We start from the raw sequence: 18895 nt of genomic DNA on the forward strand, positions 1-18895 counted from the left end.
GTATCGAGCGTCGTTGCTCTTGCAAATTAAGTTAGAGTCATCATAAAGAGAGGTAGGTAGACTTTAAAGAGCTTATATAGATAAAGTCTGTAAGCCGATATTTTTTGTCTCTTTAGAGATATGTTGTCTTTCTGTCTATATTGTTAGAGGCCAACTAATTCCGTGTATTTTGCAGATAAAAAGAGCCCGAAGCAGGTGCTTCGGGCTCTGGATTAAGACTTTACTTATAACTGATTGGCGTAGCGCTTTTTGCGCTTTTACTGTTTATATAGCTTTATATTACCAACCGTTCATACCCGTGAGCATGGGCATGTTAAGCAAGAGATTACTTGCTTAGGTCTTCTGCGTGCTCAGATAGGAACGCTGCAACACCTTTTGGAGATGCGTCCATACCTGCTTTACCTTCTTCCCACTGTGCAGGACATACTTCACCGTTCTTCTGGTGGAAGTTTAGAGCGTCAACCATGCGTAGCATTTCGTCGATGTTACGGCCTAGTGGTAGGTCGTTAACTACTTGGTGACGTACAACGCCGTCTTCGTCGATTAGGAAAGAACCACGGAAAGCAACGCCTGCTTCTGGATGCTCAACGTCGTACGCTTTACAAATTTCGTGCTTAACGTCTGCAACTAGTGGGTACTTAACTTGACCGATACCGCCATCTTCGATAGCAGTGTTACGCCATGCGTTGTGAGAGAACTGAGAATCGATTGAGATACCGATTACTTCTGCGCCTTTAGCTTGGAAGTCAGCTAGACGGTTATCAAAAGCGATTAGCTCAGATGGGCAAACGAAAGTGAAGTCTAGTGGGTAGAAGAAAACAACCGCTTTCTTACCTTTAGTAAACTCTGCAAAATTGAAGTTCTCAACGATCTCACCGTTACCTAGAACAGCTGCAGCAGTAAAATCTGGGGCTTGACGACCAACTAGTACCATTTTTTTGCTCCTAAAATATATGGTTAGTTCCAAACCAAGCTATGAATTTTTGGTTTGGTCCGTGTTTGTACGCGACAAACTATAGTACACATTGTAGTATGTAAAAATACGAGAAGAAAGATAAGAAGAGTCCTTTGGTCTTTACCCACGCGGGGGAACTAGTGGTAGAGCAGGGGCGAGAGTTACTTGCTAAAGGGCAGGATTTAGTTGAGCTTGGGCTTTTATGCCAAGGTGATGATATGGAAGGGCAACTTCGTGTTGGATGTATTCCTACCATTGCGCCATTTCTGCTGTGCAGCTTAGTTCAAGAAGTCAACCACCGTTTCCCTCAACTGAACTTGCTATTAAGAGAAGACACCACGGCTAACTTATTAGAAGCATTGCGCCATGGTGAGTTGGATGTACTGATTCTTGCCTTGCCAGTGGAAATTGATGATATGGATAGCCGAATTGTTGGTAATGACCCGTTCAGAATGATCATTAGCCAAAACCAAGCTGCCTCTATTCAAACGCCGATCAAATACGCAGATCTTCCTGATGAGTTTGTCTTCCTGTTAGAGAAAGAACACTGTTTGACTGAACATGCGGTTTCGGCTTGCCAATTGACAGCGAAAGAGAAGATCAACCCATTCTCAGCCACTAGTCTTCACACCTTAGTTCAAATGGTGGCTAACGGCATGGGAACGACCTTTATTCCACAAATGGCGATTGATCATGGTTTGATTGAGAACCAAAATCTTGTCGTGGTGGATGCACCAGGGCAACAGGCTCATCGTCACATTGGTTTAGTTTGGCGTCCAAGTTCGTCTCGAGTGAATACATTTAATCAATTGGCGGATGTGGTGTCCGAACTGCTTTAGCGATAAGTATTAGTCGTTACAAGCGCACTTCTCTCAAAAAGCACACTATTTTTAGTGTGCTTTTTAGCATTTTATACTGCTGGTGAACTTTAACTTGTAAAATTTTACAAAGAATTCTTGGTGAAGCTTTCATTAAATTATGAAATTTCACAGCATCAATTTTACAGCTCGCTCCGTAAGCGCTGTTTGATCTCTTTGTTGCATATCTCCATGAACTCTACATATAGTCGGGTTTGCACTTTGTTATCTAGAGTTAAACGCTTGTTTAAAACGAAATTGTCGCTTATTGAGTGGTGTAACTAAATTACGTAACTGGCTACATTTTAGTGATCGTGGTCAATAGTTTTTGCCCAACCGAATAAAACTTTGAATTTAACGTTTTGTTTACTTTGGTGCTTTTACTCTAATCTTGTTTGGTGTACCTTAATTAAAGACCTGATAAGACTTATGTCTAGATTGAAAAGTCATTTCTGGTCAGTCAATCTAACACTCGACAAAACAATAAGCTCAGTCAGTAAGAGTCAAAATTAATGTTTGATTGTTGTTTGATAGTTACAAATGTAATTGAGCGATACTTGAGTGAAAAAGTAAATCAGAGGCACACAGAGATGTGTTTGAACTCTTCACTGGATAGTTAAGGAAGAAATAAGCTTGGAAGCTTACCTATTAGAGAAAAGACAACAGTAGAAGCGTGAGCGCCCCTACTCACCAAAGGCATGCTTAATGTGATGGGTACCCTTTCACCACCACATTGGGCGATTTTCCCTGTTGAAGCCCAAACTTTTTTCATCTCTATGGTATGTGTAACAAGGAAATCAAAACCGGGGCCCACAGCCCCTGATAACTAGGATTTAATCCCTAGCCAGTAGTCTGATGTTAGCGAGTTAAAAATGCAGGCTTTAACTCGCTAAGCATTAGAAATTGGTATTCTGTTGAGCAAATGCTTTGACATGTTTGAGCGGTTTTGGCCGCTTTTTTTTTATCAAAGTTTGAAGAAGCTGAGCAGGTCTTTCTGTCGTCTATAAATAGACTGAATCTTAATCGTAGAACCCAGCGTAAATCCCATTTACATAGTTTATGCCGCTGATCAAACTCTCTTCAAAACACATTTTCATCCATTAATGATATGTCGTGCTGGAAAAATTGCTCCAAGTTTACTCCAACCGTCATGCCGCCAATAAAGCGTCCAGTTTGATATTCTCGTATCGGGATACTAATTTGCGATTGAAATAGATTGGTCGACGGGTCGTATTGAATGTCATCAATAAAAATATTAATTCCAGTTAGTAGCTTTAAATATTTAGCTTCATCTCCTTGCCAGACGTCTGAAGTTTCAACGCTTTGCGCTACATTGTACCCGCTAGCATCAAAAATCATTATCTCTGAAATAATGCCTTGGCTCTGTTGCTGAATGTCAATCAGATGTTGGGATAATTCGTTACTCATCAGCATGTTAAAGCTGTTGTTTTTATGGTTGTGCTCATTTTGATTGCCGTCTTTTAAGGCTTGGTGCACCAGACCATTGTTCGAGAGTGGTACAAGTTTTTGTCTAGCGAATTGGTCAAGCGCTAGTTGTTCTTTTTTATCGAGCGAATAGGACACGCTTGAGCAAGCTGGAATGTAACTGTTAAACCTATCCAAAAAGCCTGTATTTTCGCTCACAAATTCATTGTTGAAATACACACCCAAAGCTGAGTACTTCAAAAACTTCGCGTTGATCTGTGAGACTCGCTCCTTAGCATAAAGTCCCGAAGCAATTTCACTGTTAAAGCTATTAATATCGAGCGCCATCACCTCAATTCGCCCTTTCAGCAAAAGATTGATTAAGTGTGCTGCATCATTGGCTCGAACGATGATATCAAAGCTAGCCTGCCCTGATAACCAAGCATCTTGTGTACTACCATGTACAACTCCTAGCATGTCAAAATTTGGCGTATCACCTGTATAGAGCCAATACCATTTTTCCAATACCAGAGGATAAGTCAAAGTTGCACTATTAGACAGCACTTGGTTGTAAGTAGAGGAGAAAAATCCATCCACACTACCCATTTTCAATGATTGACTGGCGCGCTTCCATGGTGAAAGCTTGATGCGGTAACCCATGTTCATATTTTCTAAAATGCATCTTACTGTATCGACCACGGTGCCATTCAGCTCGCCATCATCTACACTTTGATAAGGCCTCGATACTTCGGTATAGAGCTCCACAGGCTTTGCCCATACCTTTACCCAAGATAACATCACGATCAACCATATGGTCAGCAAACGCGGCATGTTAACGTTCCTCGGCTGTTTGTAGTCTAGAATCAAAGTCATAAAGATTTGGATATTCAAGGAGTTTGGCCGCTCTGTAAAGGTTAAAGGTAAAAAACCAATACCTAATAGAAGCTAGTTGACTAAATGACGTTTATCAAGATGAGGTTTCATTTAAACCAAAGACCAGACGTGAAATACAGCATTCCGCCATTGATGCGGGAGGCCTCAATGGCGAAGGTGATTAGAAGGTCAAGGAGCATGAAGTGCTACTAATAAAAGAGTCAATGAGCTATAAGCAATATAGTGGGGTTGCACTGTTGGTGCTTATCAAGTGAGCAATTTAGCAATGTCTATAAAAAGTGCCTCCAAGGCGATAGGCACTTTTTGTCTAGTCGTGTCGTTAAGCACGAGATTTTATTTCTTAAATTGGGTTGGTAGTGGTCAAACTACAACTCTGTTTCTTCCGGTTCAATCTCTTCTTGTAGTTCAAGCAGGTTAATCGCGATGGATACGAAATCGCTGTCGGTGATGATCCCCACTAAATGGCCTTTTTCAACCACAGGTAAACAGCCAACTTTATGCTTTTGCATATAAATCGCGCTCTCTTTTAGCCCTGCTTGAGGAGATACGGTCATCACACCTGTTTGCATGACTTCATACAAAGGCGTGTTCAATGTGAACGATTGATTTTCCGGAATTTGCTGTAAGCTTGATTCTTGCGCGGCCAACACATCACGGTGAGAAACAACACCAAGCAAATGTTTGTTTGCGTCGACAATCGGCACGTGACGAATATCTAGTGCTTCCATGGTGTGTTTGGCATCGGCAAGGTTATGTGAGCGTAACAAGGTGTGCGGGTTACGCGTCATCATGTCTTCGACCTTTATCATGGCGGCCTCCTGAGCTATTAGATGTACCTTTTAAATATAGTAAGTTTTGCAACTGGATATTGAGAGCTGGTTGGGTTTTTATCGCGATTTTTTCAAAACTAGCAGCGAAATATGAGCCGTGTAACGAAACTCACCAGCATGACGTTAAAACTGAGCGTGGCACTAAGCAAAAGTTCGATTTGATTACAATAATTCACATCTCTTTTCTTGCTATTGCTCCCATGCAGAATATACTAGTCGGCTGCGAAAAAACTCGTCGTCTGTTTGTGACAGAATCAGTTCGGCTTCCATCACGACATAAGTAACCACGACAAAAGATTAGTAACATGCAAGTATCAGATTTCCATTTCGAATTGCCCGATGAGCTTATTGCTCGTTACCCTCAACCTGAACGTACTGCGAGTCGTCTGCTTCAGTTAGACGGCAACAGCGGAGAACTCAAGGATGGAAATTTTACCGATGTGCTTGAACAAGTTGAGCCGGGTGACCTAGTCGTGTTCAACAACACTCGCGTTATTCCTGCGCGTATGTTTGGACGTAAAGAGTCGGGCGGTAAGCTAGAGGTACTTGTTGAGCGTGTACTGGATGAGAAGAGTATTCTTGCCCATGTTCGTTGCTCTAAATCGCCAAAACCGGGGTCAACGATTTTTATTGGTGAAAACGACGAGTATTCAGCTGAAATGGTTGCACGTCATGATGCGCTGTTCGAGCTGAAGTTCAACTCTGAGCACAACGTGCTTACGGTACTGGAAGAGATCGGCCACATGCCACTTCCTCCTTATATTGACCGCCCAGACGAAGATTCAGATAAAGAGCGTTACCAAACGGTTTATAACAAAAAGCCAGGTGCGGTTGCTGCGCCAACGGCAGGTCTGCACTTTGATGAACCTTTGCTTGAGAAAATTAAAGCCAAAGGGGCAGAGTTTGCTTACGTGACTTTGCACGTCGGTGCTGGCACCTTCCAACCGGTTAAAGTCGATAACATTAACGATCACCACATGCACGCAGAGTATGTGGAAGTGCCCCAAGAAGTGGTCGACGCAATTAACGCAGCCAAAGCGCGTGGCGGAAGAATTATTGCGGTAGGTACGACTTCAGTACGTTCGCTAGAAAGTGCCGCTCAAGATGCGTTGAAGAAGGGCACAGAGCTTGCGCCATTTTTTGGTGATACAGAGATTTTTATCTACCCAGGTTATGAATATCAGTTAGTGGATTGCTTAATCACTAATTTCCACCTGCCAGAATCGACGCTAATTATGTTAGTGAGTGCATTCGCAGGTTATGAAAATACGATGAACGCGTATAAGCACGCTGTAGAGAATAAGTACCGCTTCTTCTCGTATGGTGATTCGATGTTTATAAAAAAGAAACTAGCTACGAGTTCCTAGTCGCTCGAAACTGAAATCTAGAGACTAGAGACTAGAGACTAGAGACTAGAGACTAGAGACTAGAGACTAGAGACTTAAACAATTTACGAGTGCTAGCAGAACGCTAGGAAGCAGGGTAATCGGTTATTCTGCATCTCGCATGGAAGGCGACCACTCCTTATATACCCTAACGAATTAGGGTAGATGGCAAAATGATGACTGTTTTGCCCTGAACTTAATGTCAGACTGTTTCTCTGACAACCGGAGGCTTCGTGAAGTTAAAATTCGATCTTAAGAAAAAAGACGGTGTTGCACGTCGTGGTCAAGTGACCTTCGAACGTGGCACAGTTCAAACACCGGCATTCATGCCAGTAGGTACCTACGGTACTGTTAAAGGTATGACACCAGAAGAAGTAAAAGGCACGGGTGCTGAAATTCTTCTCGGTAACACTTTCCACCTATGGCTACGCCCAGGCCAGGAAGTGATGAAAATGCACGGTGATCTGCACGATTTTATGAACTGGCAAGGTCCGATCCTTACTGATTCAGGCGGTTTCCAAGTATTCAGCCTAGGTAAGATGCGTACCATCACAGAGCAAGGGGTGCATTTCCGTAACCCTGTGAACGGTGACAAGATTTTCATGGACGCGGAAAAGTCGATGGAAATTCAGAAAGACCTTGGTTCAGACATCGTTATGATCTTCGACGAGTGTACGCCATACCCAGCCACTCACGACGAAGCGAAGAAGTCGATGGAGATGTCGCTACGTTGGGCACAGCGTTCACGTGATCACTTTGATAAGCTAGATAACCCGAACAACCTATTTGGTATTGTTCAAGGTGGTGTTTACGAAGATCTGCGCGATGTATCGGTGAAAGGTCTGACTGATATCGGTTTTGACGGTTATGCAGTCGGTGGCCTAGCAGTAGGTGAGCCGAAAGAAGATATGCATCGTATTCTTGAGCATACATGTCCGCAACTACCTGAAGACAAGCCTCGCTACCTAATGGGAGTAGGTAAACCAGAAGACCTAGTTGAAGGTGTTCGCCGAGGTATCGACATGTTTGACTGTGTAATGCCAACGCGTAATGCGCGTAATGGTCACCTATTTGTGACTGGCGGTGTGATCAAGATCCGTAATGCGAAACACAAAACAGATACAACTGCGCTAGATCCGCACTGTGACTGTTACACTTGTCAGAACTACTCTAAGTCGTACCTTCACCACCTAGAGCGTTGTAACGAAATCTTAGGTGCGCGTCTAAATACGATTCACAACCTACGTTACTACCAGCGCTTGATGGAAAGCATCCGTAACGCGATTGATGAAGATCGTTTTGACGAGTTCGTGCAAGAGTTCTATGAGCGTCGTGGCCGTGAAGTACCGCCACTAGCGAAAGAGCTGTAATCGACTTTAAAGAATTAAAGCCTTTGGCCGTATGCCAGAGGCTTTTGCTAATAAAGTAGGCAATCGCAGGCTTTTTTTGAGAGAGCGATCTCTATTGGTCACTCTCGGACTTGAAACTAAAATGCGAATGCCCAACTTGGATATTAATTAAAGATAATAGAGGACTTTTTTAATGTTTATTTCTCAAGCTCACGCAGCAGCAGAAGGCCCAGCTGGCGGCGGTTTTGAAATGCTAATCATGCTAGGTATGTTTGCGGTCATTTTCTACTTCATGATCTACCGTCCACAATCTAAGCGCGTAAAAGAGCACAAAAACCTAATGGCTTCCATGGGTAAAGGTGATGAAGTTCTAACTAGCGGTGGCCTTGTGGGTAAAATCACTAAAATCGCAGAAGACAACGACTACATCTCTATCGAGCTAAACACAAATAACGAAGTTTTGATCAAGAAAGATTTCGTTACTGCAGTGCTACCAAAAGGTACGCTTAAGTCACTATAAAACAGCTAGAGGATCCTCGCTGTGTTAAACCGCTATCCTTTGTGGAAGTACCTAATGGTGGTGTTCACCATCGCCGTTGCTGCATTGTATGCACTTCCAAATATCTACGGTGAAGATCCGGCTATTCAAGTTACAGGGGCGCGTGGCGCCTCTGTAGATATGTCAACGCTGGATTCTGTCACCAATGCTCTTGATAAACAGGGCTTATCTCATAAATCCATTGCTCTAGAAAATGGATCAATTCTAGTACGCTTCAACGATACTGATACTCAAATCAGTGCTCGTGATGTTATCAACGAAGCTCTCGGCAAAGACAAAATTGTTGCTCTGAACCTTGCTCCTGCAACACCAGATTGGCTTGAGTCTATTGGTGCGGCGCCAATGAAGCTTGGTCTTGACCTGCGTGGTGGTGTGCATTTCCTAATGGAAGTGGACATGGACGCAGCGATGGAGAAGCTGGTCGGTCAGCAAGAAGAAGCGTTCCGCAGCGAACTTCGTGAAGAGAAGATCCGCTACCGTTCAATCCGTCCATCGGGTAAAGAGGCGGTTGAAGTGCTACTTCGTAATGAAGAACAACTTGCCGATGCGGAGCGCCTACTTAAGCAAAATCACCCAGATATGATTTTCACTGAATCGACGTCGAATGGTCGTTTTGCTCTAGTCGCTACATTTACTGAACAGCGCTTAACTGAAATTCGTAACTACGCGGTAGAGCAGAACATTACGATTCTACGTAACCGAGTTAATGAACTGGGTGTTGCTGAGCCACTGGTTCAACGTCAAGGCGCTAGCCGCATTGTTGTTGAGCTTCCGGGTGTTCAAGACACGGCCCGTGCGAAAGAAATTCTCGGTGCGACTGCGACGTTAGAGTTCCGCGAAGTTGATTCTAAAGCTGATTTAGCAGCAGCGGCGAGCGGTCGTGCTCCTGCAGGTAGTGAAATCAAGCAAGACCGAGACGGTCGCCCTGTTGTCCTGAAGAAACGTGTGATTCTAAGCGGTTCAAGCATTACTGATGCAAGTTCAAGCGTCGATGAATATGGTCGCCCTCAAGTGAACATCTCGCTAGATAGCGAAGGTGGTAACAAGATGTCTGCGTTCTCACGCCAAAACATCGGTCAACTAATGGCGACCGTGTTTGCTGAGTACAAAGATAGTGGCCGTAAGACCCCTGAAGGCAAAGTGATTCTTTCTAAGCATGAAGAGGTCATCAACCAAGCGACGATTCAATCGGCCCTTGGTCGTAACTTCCGTATTACGGGTATCGACTCTGCTGCTGAAGCGCACAACCTAGCTCTACTGCTTCGTGCTGGTGCACTTATCGCGCCGATCTCTATCGTAGAAGAGCGTACCATTGGTCCTTCAATGGGTCAGCAAAACATCGATATGGGTATCCAGGCGTGTATCTTTGGTCTCGCTGCGGTGATGTTGTTCTGTTTAGTCTACTACCGTAAATTTGGTATATTTGCCAACTGCGCGCTCATCGCCAACATCGTGCTTATCATTGGTGTAATGTCTATGATTCCGGGCGCGACAATGACATTACCAGGTATCGCAGGTATTGTATTGACCGTTGGTATGGCGGTGGATGCCAACGTACTGATCTTTGAACGTATTCGTGAAGAGCTGCGCGATGGTCGAAATCCGCAACAAGCTATCCATCAAGGTTATGCTAATGCGTTCAGTACTATTGCCGATGCAAACATCACGACATTGATTACCGCTATCATCCTATTTGCTGTCGGTACGGGTGCAATCAAAGGCTTCGCGGTGACGCTGTCTATCGGTATTCTGACTTCTATGTTCACTGCCATTGTGGGTACACGTTGTATCGTGAACCTGCTATATGGCGGCAAGCGCATTAATAAATTGTCGATCTAAGGAAGTAACATGTTTCAGATATTGAAAACAGACAAAACGATCGACTTTATGCGTTGGTCGAAGCTGGCATTTGTATTCTCAATACTAATGATTGGTGCCTCAATCTTTACGCTTTCAACCAAATGGTTGAACTGGGGTCTAGATTTTACTGGCGGTACGCTGATTGAAGTGGGTTTCGAGCAGCCTGCGAACCTTGAAGATATCCGTGGTGCACTAGAAGCGAAAGGCTTTGGCGACGCTACCGTGCAGAACTTTGGTAGTGCACGTGATGTGATGGTTCGTCTTCGCCCTCGCGATGGTGTCGGTAGTGAAACGCTAGGCAATCAGATCTTGAATGCGATCAAAGATGGCACGGGTGAAAGCGTTGAAATGCGCCGTATCGAGTTCGTTGGCCCTAACGTGGGTGACGAACTAACGGAAGCGGGTGGTTTAGCGATTCTTGTGTCTCTAATCTGTATCTTGCTATACGTTTCGGTACGTTTCGAGTGGCGCCTTGCCGCGGGTGCGGTAATGGCACTGACACACGACGTTATCATCACACTAGGTATTTTCTCGCTCCTGCAAATCGAAGTTGACCTAACGATTGTTGCAGCACTGCTTACGGTTGTGGGTTACTCGCTCAACGATACCATCGTTGTATTCGACCGTATTCGTGAGAACTTCCGTAAGATGCGTAAAGGCGAACCTGCTGAGATCATGAACAACTCTATAACACAAACACTAAGCCGTACTTTGATTACTTCGGGTACGACCTTGTTTGTAGTTATCGCGCTGTTTACACAAGGCGGCGCTATGATTCATGGCTTCGCGACAGCGCTTCTACTTGGTATTACGGTAGGTACTTACTCTTCAATCTATGTTGCTTCGGCACTGGCCTTGAAACTGGGTATTACCAAGGAACACCTCATGCCACCTCAAGTAGAAAAAGAGGGTGCAGAGTTCGAAGAGATGCCTTAAGCTACTCGCTCTAATCAAAGCCGCTGAAATTCAGCGGCTTTATTGTTTTAAGGAAGAGCAAATGATTCGTTGTATGGTACTGTTCTTTGCCATGGTAGGGTCTGTATTTGCAGCTAATACTCTAGTGCTGCCTAATGACACCAATCGCGATTTCATCGCATCGCTTCAATCTTCTTGGGCGCTATGTGATGAACAGGTTTGGTGCGCGAATGAGCTATTTTACTATCGTGATAGCTATATGGCTGAAGCGCGGTTCATCGAGCAAAAACTATCCATTCAATTGCTAGCGGAGTACTCGTCTCACCTACTTTCCGAGTTGCAGCTTAACTTACGTCGTGATGGATTCAGCTTAGTGGATGTTACTATTGCAGGGGTTAAATTTGATGTTGCCTCTGAGGTGGAAGAGTCTTCAGCAGCAGAAGCGGACAGGGCACTGATTCTATTTCTCAATAGATTTTCACTCAGTACGACTCGAACTTTGCATTGGCAAACTAAGCATTGGGATGCGCTCGTCCACAGTGACGGCGAGTTGGTTACGATTACTTTTACCCCGCTTAGTGTCGATGAGAGGTAAATCTCTAATTGAGTTTTATGTCGTTGAACAGAGCAGATTTTAGTTGAGATCTTGCTATGATGAGTAGAGATAGAACCAAGGGAAGCCAGCAATGCCACATTTACGCTTTAGAGCCGTTGAGCCGCAAACGGTTCAGACTTTGTCGAAATCACTTATCGATGAACTGCAGCCATATATGGATTGCCCGCGTGAAGATTTTACCTTTGAGTACATTTATACCACTTTCTATCATGAGGCTGAAGTCAGTTCGGCCTACCCTTTTGTCGAAGTGCTTTGGTTTGACCGAGGGCAAGAGACCCAAGATACGGTGGCGAAAGTCATTACTCATCAAGTGCGAGGCATTATCGGCGAAGATGTTGATGTGGCTGTTATTTTTACTGCGCTCGATGCGAGTAGTTATTATGACAACGGCGAACACTATTAAGTGATTTCGAGTTAGGATAAGGAGAGAAGCAATGAAGAAGATCATCTTATCCTTAATGTTGTCAGTGGTCTCTTGGGCTCACGCAACTCCGTGGGAGCAAATAGAGAAACCCTCACAACAAGCGCCGCAAGCAATTGGTAGCTATGCGAATGGTTGTCTGGCTGGTGGTTCAGCCTTGCCCTTAGAGGGGGAGGGGTATCAAGTTCTACGCAGCCAACGCGCGCGTTATTATGCTCATCCCAATGCGATCAGCTATGTGGAGACGCTGGCAGAGTTGTCCAAGCAGAAACTCAATACCAGTTTGTTGATCGGTGATATATCCCTACCGCAAGGTGGACGATTCTCTTCTGGTCACTCAAGCCATCAAACCGGGTTAGATATTGATATTTGGCTGCGCTTCGCTGACTCACCTCTCTCATCTCAGCAACTTGAGAAACCGACTCCTTTGAGTGTGGTCAACATCGAACAATATCAGTTATTTAAAAATAATTGGGACCAGCGCCATTTCGAGTTAATTAAAATGGCTGCCAGTGAACAACAGGTTGCTAGAATATTTGTCCATCCGGTGATCAAAGAGAAGCTATGCACGACAGAGCAACAGCAAGATCGAGAGTGGTTACGTAAAGTTCGCCCTTGGTGGGGACATCATTACCATATGCATGTGCGTTTGAAGTGCCCTGAGGGGAGCATTGGCTGTAAGGAGCAAGCCGAGCCTCCGCAAGGGGATGGCTGCGGCGCAGAGCTAGCAAGTTGGAAGCCGCAACCTAAACCTGCAGCGCCTAAGGCAGCCTCAAGTAAACCGAAAAAGAAACGAGTCAAAGTGATGCCTGAGCTGTGCCAACAGTTGTTGGATGCGAGTTAAAAAAACGCCGCTCAGTGAGCGGCGTTTCTAATTAGGCTAAACCTTGAATGATGACGAACTTTTCGAGTAGCTCTTCATCGGTCTCAATGTGGTTTGGGTCTGTGATGATACACTTGGTGATCGGGCACACGGACTGACACGTTGGCTTATCGTAGTGACCTTTACACTCAGTGCAGAGATCAGGATCGATCTCGAAGATAGTGTCACCCATAGTAATTGCACCGTTAGGGCATTCTGGGTCGCACATATCACAGTTGATGCACTTATCCGTGATCAGTAACGCCATGCTTATTTACCTGTCGGGTTACGGGTATCCTGACCTGAGTTTAGGTTACGCATCAACAGGCCGTATTCTAGGTCCATATCTTCAGGAACTGGAATGAATACAAAGTGGCCGTTTCCTTTTGCGTCCTCAATTTTCTCTGACTTACGGTTTTCCATCGCTTCTAGAGTGAAGATGACGTTGCCTTTCGGTGTCATTAGCTCAAGGCTGTCACCCACAACGAATTTGTTCTTCACTTCTACTTCAGCCAGATCGCCACGACGTTTGCCTGTGAATTCACCGACAAACTGCTGAGCGTCAGAAACAGAGTAACCGTAATCGTAGTTTTGGTAAGCGTCGTGAGTGTGACGACGTAGGAAACCTTCAGTGTAACCACGGTGTGCAAGGCTCTCTAGCGTACCCATTAGGTTCTCGTCAAATGGTTTACCTGCAACGGCATCATCGATGGCTTTACGGTAAACCTGAGCAGTACGCGCACAGTAGTAGAATGACTTAGTACGGCCTTCAATCTTAAGTGAGTGAACACCCATCTTAGTTAGACGCTCAACGTGCTGAACAGCGCGTAGGTCTTTAGAGTTCATGATGTAGGTGCCGTGCTCATCTTCATAAGCGGCCATTTTCTCTTCTGGGCGGTGAGCTTCAGAAAGTAGCACCACTTCGTCAGTAGGCTTGCCACGACCGATAGTGGTTTCAGGACGCTCGTCTTGAACCTCAACGGCTTGAGCTTGTGCGGGGTCGAACTTCTCTACGATGTCGCCAGTGTCGTTCTCTTTGCCTTCTTCAACTTTGTATTCCCAACGGCAAGCGTTAGTACATGTGCCTTGGTTAGGGTCACGCTTGTTGATGTAGCCAGACAGTAGGCAGCGGCCAGAGTAAGCCATACATAGCGCACCATGTACGAATACTTCGAGTTCAGTTTCAGGACAGTGCTCGCGGATCTCTTCGATCTCTTCTAGAGAAAGCTCACGAGAAACAATCACACGCTCCACGCCATTTGCCGCCCAGAACTTAACCGTTGCCCAGTTGACTGCGTTCGCCTGTACAGACAGGTGAATTGGCATTTCAGGAAACGCTTCGCGAACCATCATGATTAGACCAGGGTCAGACATGATCAGTGCGTCAGGGCCCATTTCAACAACCGGTTTAAGGTCGCGGATAAAGGTTTTCAGCTTAGAATTGTGCGGTTGAATGTTACAGACCACGTAAAGCTTTTTGCCTTGGGCATGAGCTTCGTCGATACCAATCTTTAGGTTTTCGTGGTTGAACTCGTTGTTACGTACGCGAAGGCTGTAACGAGGCTGGCCCGCGTATACTGCGTCTGCGCCGTAGGCAAATGCGTAACGCATGTTTTTAAGGCTACCTGCCGGTGACAGTAGCTCTGGTACGAATGCTTTCTCAGTCATGTTTTATTCTCTTAGTCTGATCTCAAGTCAGGGCTATTCCACCTGATGGAATAGGGGCGCAAATTTTACGTTAAAATGTGACTTGTGACCAGAGAAGAGTTTGAACAAGAAATGTTCATTGCGTTTTGTGTCGGCATAAGAACGGTATTTCTTAAGCAAAACTTACTTTCTATGTGTAGAGGATGGGCTCAGTGAAAATGTATGGATTAGTACGACAGGTGTTTTGCGTAGAAATATTGCTCGTGTGCGGAGCTGTGAGGTAGTAGCCAATTTCAAAGACGCCGTAAATAATTCCCTGTAGGCTTCTCTTTGCCTTGCATGGCAAACAGACTTTGAAATCCACCACTGCCTGTACTATTTCACTCTAGGTTCAATTAAGCGTTAGGGTGAGGTAGGCCGCCCAAGCATTCGTAGAGATTTGGTAACAATGCGCTTAGCTCGCCACACATGAGTGAGAAGTCTGCATCAAAACGAGCCGCCTGATCTTCGCGTGGAATATCGTCGTTTTGATCTTTTAGCTCATCTGAGAACTTAAGACGTTTGATGCTACCATCTTCAGCTAAGATGAACTCGATACGCTCTTGCCACCAAACAGCCAGTTTAGTGACGAGTTTGTCGGCTTCAATGTGGCTACGAATTTCGTCTGCGGTCAGTTCTTGCTTCTTACAACGGATCACACCACCTTCTTCTAGTACTGACTTTAGCTCTGCTTCATCAAGCATTTGAATGCCTGCAGGTGTTTCGCCCGTTTTCACCCACTCTGTAAGTGTCGTTTCGATAGGTTTCTCTGGAATAGCAGGAACAACCGGTAGGCTACCCATTGTTTTGCGTAGTAGTGCTAGCACATCTTCTGCTTTTTTCGAGCTGCTTGCATCAACCAGGATGAAGCCCTCTTTTGGCAGAATCAGTACGTATGTGTGGCTGCTGCGGCTAAATGCGCGAGGTAACAGGTCCATCACGATATCGTCTTTAAGGTTGTCTTTCTCTTTCTTCTTCAGAGGACGACCTTCTTCTGCTTCCATCGCTTCAACTTTGGCATTCAATGATTCTTTAATCACTGACACAGGCAGCATTTTCTCTTCTTTTTTCGCACAAACTAGAATGCGGTTCTCTGATACGTGAGTCATCATGTCACCATGTTTACCCATCGCCGTAACCCAGCCAAACTTTTGCTTATCTTGGCTGCCACATGGAGTAAAACGAAACTCAGCCAGTTGTTTTTCGAGTTGGTCAGCGTTGAATTCGATTTCACGATTAAAGCGATAAACCAGACAATTTTTAAACCACATATTCTTTCTCTGTAACTTTATTTGAGGGACTAATCATAAAGACTTTTATCTCGCTTGTCTTACTGCAAACACGCAATAGTGGGATGAAAGTTATATGAAAATTTGTTTTCAAAGGTCACAAAAGTGTCATAATTGCTAGTGATAATGCTTAACGTTGCACAAGGGTCGATTACCCTAGATAACTTAACTCAAATAAGGTTATTAGATTATGTCTAGAAGGATTCTGGTAGTTGAAGATGAAGCACCAATTCGTGAAATGTTGTGCTTTGTCCTCGAGCAGAAAGGTTACCAAGTCGTGGAAGCAGAGGATTATGATAGCGCGGTAACGAAGTTGGCTGAACCTTTCCCAGATCTAGTGCTACTCGACTGGATGTTACCAGGTGGTAGTGGCATTAACTTTATCAAGCATATGAAACGTGAAGAACTGACGCGCAATATTCCTGTTGTGATGTTAACTGCGCGTGGTGAGGAAGAAGATAAAGTACGCGGCCTTGAAGTTGGCGCAGATGATTACATTACTAAACCATTCTCACCGAAAGAGTTAGTTGCACGCCTTAAGGCAGTCATTCGTCGTGTAACGCCAACGGCTTTGGAAGACGTAATTAATGTTCAGGGACTAAAATTAGACCCTGTCTCTCACCGAGTAACAGCAAATGACGATGCCTTGGATATGGGGCCAACCGAGTTCAAAATGCTGCACTTCTTCATGACTCACCAAGAACGTGTTTATAGCCGAGAGCAGTTGCTGAATAACGTGTGGGGCACTAACGTATATGTAGAAGACCGCACGGTTGATGTTCATATTCGTCGTCTGCGTAAAGCGCTGGAAGCGGCAGGTCACGACAAGTTGATTCAGACTGTGCGTGGTGCGGGTTATCGATTCTCGACCAAAGCATAATAGCAATACCATTCGGAGAGGTAAGTGGTAGAACGGTTAACATGGAAGAAGCTAACTTGGGAGTTGGTCTTCTTCTACACCCCTTGGGTGATTGTAGGATGGATTTTTGGATATATGCCGTGGTTGCTGTTAGTGGCCACGGTTTTGCAGCTTGTATGGCACCTGCATAATCAAATGCGTTTGTCAGCTTGGTTATGGGATGAGAAACGTCTTACTCCGCCATCTGGCAGCGGCAACTGGGAGTCGCTATTTAACGGTATTTACCGCTTGCAGCAGCGCCAACGCAAAAAGCGTAAAGAGCTCACTAACCTGATTCGTCGCTTCCGTAACGGTGCGGAATCGCTTCCTGATGCCGTGGTGGTATTTAGAGGTGAAGGCAATATCGTTTGGTGCAATAAGCTTGCTCAGCACCTACTCGGTTTTAAATGGCCGGACGATTCAGGCCAGCCGATCTCTAACCTGTTACGCAGCCCAGATTTTATCAAGTACCTCAATAAACAAGATTTTTCTGAGCCCCTAGAAATGCGTTCGCCATTGAATGTAGAGCGTCTATTAGAGCTACGTATTGTGCCTTATACCGAAGGTGAGCATTTGATGGTGGTTCGTGATGTGTCTCAGCTTAAACAGCTCGAGGGTATGCGTCGTAATTTCTTCGCCAACGTTTCTCATGAGTTACGAACGCCGATGACGGTTTTGCAAGGTTATTTGGAAATGACCGAGGACCCGGACATGGTGGTTGGCCCTATGTGGCCGAAGGCGCATGGCGTGATGACCGAGCAGCTTCAGCGTATGAATAGCTTGGTCAACCAACTGCTGACATTGTCTAAGATTGAAGCCGCTCCTATGCATGAGCTAGAAGAAGTGGTCAATGTTCCTGCGATGTTAGATGTACTTGCCAAAGAGGCCGCGAGTTTGAGTGGCGACAATGAACACAAGCTTTCGTTTGATGTTGATAGTAATTTGCGCGTTCTAGGCGATGACGATCAATTGCGTAGCGCTATTTCTAACTTGGTGTATAACGCGGTTAAATACACTCCCCCGGGGGCGAATATCCATGTTAAATGGTATCGTTCACATCAAGGTGCTCATCTGGAAGTTGAAGATAGTGGTGATGGTATTGAGCCGCAGCACTTACATAGACTGACAGAGCGATTCTATCGTGTTGATAAAGCGCGCTCGCGCGATACTGGCGGCAGCGGGCTGGGATTAGCGATCGTAAAACACGCGTTGACTCACCATGATTCTCATTTGGAAATCCACAGTGAAGTGGGCGTCGGTAGTAAGTTCTCTTTCATCCTACCACCAAGGTTGGTAGTCAGTTGATGCGTGGTGTTGTCTCATTAATCACATTAGCGCTGTGCTTATCAACGTCGGCTTTGCAAGCAGCAGAACTTCCTGACTACGATAAAGTCTCTGGCCTTTCCGGTTCGTTAACGACGGTGGGCTCTGACACCTTGGCTGGGATGACAACCTTATGGGTAGAGGAATTTCAGCAGCTCTATCCGAGTGTCAACGGTCAGGTGCAAGCGTCAGGGTCTTCTACGGCTCCGCCTGCGTTGACTGAACGTACAGCACAGTTTGGCCCTATGAGTCGTCCGATGCGTAATCGAGAGATTGAAGCGTTTGAGCGGGCACATGGTTATAAACCCACCGAGTTAAGAATAGCCATTGATGCGATTGGGATTTTTGTTCATCGAGATAACCCGATCAAAGGGCTCAACTTCAATCAATTGGATAGCATTTTTTCCGCTACCTTGCGTTGTGGTTCTACCGAGCATATCAGTACTTGGGCTGAGCTTGGTTTAGACTACCAGTGGGCAAAACGTGGCATGCAGATGTTTGGTCGAAACTCGGTATCTGGAACTTACGGCTATTTCAAAAAGAATGCGCTGTGTGGGGGGGATTTTAAAAACAACGTCAATGAGCAGCCAGGCTCTGCGTCTGTGGTTCAGTCTGTAAGCTCGGCGATTAACACCATTGGATATTCTGGTGTTGGTTATCGAGTGTCGGGAGTGAAGTTGCTACCGATTGCCAAACATGGTCAGGATTATATCCAAGCGAGCCAAGAGAACATCTTATCAGGCAAGTACCCACTATCACGCTACCTATATG

The 18895-nt window shown here is 45.2% G+C and carries 17 protein-coding genes and 1 pseudogene; 12 read left to right on the plus strand and 6 right to left on the minus strand.

Features of this window, described 5'->3' with window-relative positions; genetic code table 11:
* Positions 1 to 325: 325 nt before the first annotated feature.
* A complete protein-coding gene (locus QTO00_RS03715; protein ID WP_038206052.1) occupies positions 326 to 934 on the minus strand; it encodes a peroxiredoxin in 609 nt (202 codons plus the stop codon).
* A 107-nt stretch (positions 935 to 1041) separates the two neighbouring features.
* Between QTO00_RS03715 and QTO00_RS03720 the strand changes: the two are divergent.
* Positions 1042 to 1794: pseudogene (locus QTO00_RS03720) on the plus strand (LysR substrate-binding domain-containing protein); the annotation flags it as partial.
* Between the two features lie 1098 nt (positions 1795 to 2892).
* Here QTO00_RS03720 and QTO00_RS03725 read toward each other — a convergent pair.
* Positions 2893 to 4068 (minus strand): transporter substrate-binding domain-containing protein, encoded by a 1176-nt coding sequence (locus QTO00_RS03725; RefSeq protein WP_331423041.1) that lies wholly within the window; start codon positions 4066 to 4068, stop codon positions 2893 to 2895.
* A 428-nt stretch (positions 4069 to 4496) separates the two neighbouring features.
* A complete protein-coding gene (locus tag QTO00_RS03730; protein ID WP_331423043.1) occupies positions 4497 to 4940 on the minus strand; it encodes a CBS domain-containing protein in 444 nt (147 codons plus the stop codon).
* A gap of 326 nt (positions 4941 to 5266) precedes the next feature.
* On the opposite strand from QTO00_RS03730, the gene queA reads away from it, so the two are divergent.
* From queA to mepA, 8 genes are all read left to right on the plus strand, one after another.
* On the plus strand, positions 5267 to 6328 hold the full coding sequence (gene queA / locus QTO00_RS03735) for a tRNA preQ1(34) S-adenosylmethionine ribosyltransferase-isomerase QueA (RefSeq protein ID WP_331423044.1): 1062 nt from the start codon (positions 5267 to 5269) through the stop codon (positions 6326 to 6328).
* A gap of 251 nt (positions 6329 to 6579) precedes the next feature.
* Positions 6580 to 7716: a tRNA guanosine(34) transglycosylase Tgt gene (gene tgt, locus QTO00_RS03740; RefSeq protein ID WP_331423045.1), complete on the plus strand. Its 1137-nt coding sequence runs from the start codon at positions 6580 to 6582 to the stop codon at positions 7714 to 7716.
* 172 nt (positions 7717 to 7888) lie between these two features.
* Positions 7889 to 8215, plus strand: coding sequence for a preprotein translocase subunit YajC (gene yajC / locus QTO00_RS03745; RefSeq protein WP_331423047.1), 327 nt, complete (start codon positions 7889 to 7891; stop codon positions 8213 to 8215).
* 21 nt (positions 8216 to 8236) lie between these two features.
* Positions 8237 to 10093, plus strand: a complete 1857-nt coding sequence (gene secD / locus QTO00_RS03750) for a protein translocase subunit SecD (RefSeq protein ID WP_331423048.1) — start codon at positions 8237 to 8239, stop codon at positions 10091 to 10093.
* A 9-nt stretch (positions 10094 to 10102) separates the two neighbouring features.
* The gene (secF, locus tag QTO00_RS03755; RefSeq protein WP_331423050.1) at positions 10103 to 11050 is read left to right on the plus strand and encodes a protein translocase subunit SecF; all 948 of its coding nucleotides are present in this window, start codon (positions 10103 to 10105) and stop codon (positions 11048 to 11050) included.
* Positions 11051 to 11111: 61 nt separating this feature from the next.
* Positions 11112 to 11624 carry a hypothetical protein gene (locus tag QTO00_RS03760; RefSeq protein WP_331423051.1) on the plus strand — a complete coding sequence of 171 codons (513 nt, stop codon included), beginning with the start codon at positions 11112 to 11114 and terminating at the stop codon, positions 11622 to 11624.
* 91 nt (positions 11625 to 11715) lie between these two features.
* Entirely contained in the window at positions 11716 to 12048 is a 333-nt protein-coding gene (locus QTO00_RS03765; protein WP_331423052.1) for a DUF1904 domain-containing protein, read from the plus strand.
* A gap of 31 nt (positions 12049 to 12079) precedes the next feature.
* A complete protein-coding gene (mepA, locus tag QTO00_RS03770) occupies positions 12080 to 12910 on the plus strand; it encodes a penicillin-insensitive murein endopeptidase (RefSeq protein ID WP_331423054.1) in 831 nt (276 codons plus the stop codon).
* 31 nt (positions 12911 to 12941) lie between these two features.
* Here the strand turns inward: mepA and QTO00_RS03775 are convergent, their stop codons facing one another.
* From QTO00_RS03775 to rdgC, 3 genes are all read right to left on the minus strand, one after another.
* Positions 12942 to 13196, minus strand: a complete 255-nt coding sequence (locus tag QTO00_RS03775; RefSeq protein ID WP_038206022.1) for a YfhL family 4Fe-4S dicluster ferredoxin — start codon at positions 13194 to 13196, stop codon at positions 12942 to 12944.
* Positions 13197 to 13198: 2 nt separating this feature from the next.
* Positions 13199 to 14596: a prephenate-dependent tRNA uridine(34) hydroxylase TrhP gene (trhP, locus tag QTO00_RS03780; RefSeq protein ID WP_331423056.1), complete on the minus strand. Its 1398-nt coding sequence runs from the start codon at positions 14594 to 14596 to the stop codon at positions 13199 to 13201.
* A 374-nt stretch (positions 14597 to 14970) separates the two neighbouring features.
* Positions 14971 to 15885 (minus strand): recombination-associated protein RdgC, encoded by a 915-nt coding sequence (gene rdgC / locus QTO00_RS03785; RefSeq protein ID WP_331423057.1) that lies wholly within the window; start codon positions 15883 to 15885, stop codon positions 14971 to 14973.
* 208 nt (positions 15886 to 16093) lie between these two features.
* On the opposite strand from rdgC, the gene phoB reads away from it, so the two are divergent.
* The 3 genes from phoB to QTO00_RS03800 all read left to right on the plus strand — a co-directional run.
* Positions 16094 to 16783, plus strand: a complete 690-nt coding sequence (phoB, locus tag QTO00_RS03790; protein WP_331423058.1) for a phosphate regulon transcriptional regulator PhoB — start codon at positions 16094 to 16096, stop codon at positions 16781 to 16783.
* Between the two features lie 24 nt (positions 16784 to 16807).
* Positions 16808 to 18106, plus strand: a complete 1299-nt coding sequence (gene phoR, locus QTO00_RS03795; RefSeq protein ID WP_331423059.1) for a phosphate regulon sensor histidine kinase PhoR — start codon at positions 16808 to 16810, stop codon at positions 18104 to 18106.
* Positions 18106 to 18895, plus strand: a 790-nt coding sequence (locus tag QTO00_RS03800; protein WP_331423061.1) for a PstS family phosphate ABC transporter substrate-binding protein, incomplete at its 3' end; no start/stop codon positions are given. The genes phoR and QTO00_RS03800, both read left to right, overlap by 1 nt.

This window comes from Vibrio sp. M260118, from assembly GCF_036533755.1.
Classification (GTDB): domain Bacteria; phylum Pseudomonadota; class Gammaproteobacteria; order Enterobacterales; family Vibrionaceae; genus Vibrio.

Excerpts from the sequence above, each read along its gene's own strand:
- secF (WP_331423050.1), top strand. The coding sequence starts at position 10,103 with ATGTTTCAGATATTGAAAACAGACAAAACGATCGACTTTATGCGTTGG.
- QTO00_RS03725 (WP_331423041.1), bottom strand. The coding sequence starts at position 4,068 with ATGCCGCGTTTGCTGACCATATGGTTGATCGTGATGTTATCTTGGGTA.
- phoB (WP_331423058.1), top strand. The coding sequence starts at position 16,094 with ATGTCTAGAAGGATTCTGGTAGTTGAAGATGAAGCACCAATTCGTGAA.
- QTO00_RS03715 (WP_038206052.1), bottom strand. The coding sequence starts at position 934 with ATGGTACTAGTTGGTCGTCAAGCCCCAGATTTTACTGCTGCAGCTGTT.
- QTO00_RS03730 (WP_331423043.1), bottom strand. The coding sequence starts at position 4,940 with ATGATAAAGGTCGAAGACATGATGACGCGTAACCCGCACACCTTGTTA.
- QTO00_RS03775 (WP_038206022.1), bottom strand. The coding sequence starts at position 13,196 with ATGGCGTTACTGATCACGGATAAGTGCATCAACTGTGATATGTGCGAC.
- yajC (WP_331423047.1), top strand. The coding sequence starts at position 7,889 with ATGTTTATTTCTCAAGCTCACGCAGCAGCAGAAGGCCCAGCTGGCGGC.
- trhP (WP_331423056.1), bottom strand. The coding sequence starts at position 14,596 with ATGACTGAGAAAGCATTCGTACCAGAGCTACTGTCACCGGCAGGTAGC.
- mepA (WP_331423054.1), top strand. The coding sequence starts at position 12,080 with ATGAAGAAGATCATCTTATCCTTAATGTTGTCAGTGGTCTCTTGGGCT.
- QTO00_RS03765 (WP_331423052.1), top strand. The coding sequence starts at position 11,716 with ATGCCACATTTACGCTTTAGAGCCGTTGAGCCGCAAACGGTTCAGACT.
- queA (WP_331423044.1), top strand. The coding sequence starts at position 5,267 with ATGCAAGTATCAGATTTCCATTTCGAATTGCCCGATGAGCTTATTGCT.
- QTO00_RS03760 (WP_331423051.1), top strand. The coding sequence starts at position 11,112 with ATGATTCGTTGTATGGTACTGTTCTTTGCCATGGTAGGGTCTGTATTT.
- rdgC (WP_331423057.1), bottom strand. The coding sequence starts at position 15,885 with ATGTGGTTTAAAAATTGTCTGGTTTATCGCTTTAATCGTGAAATCGAA.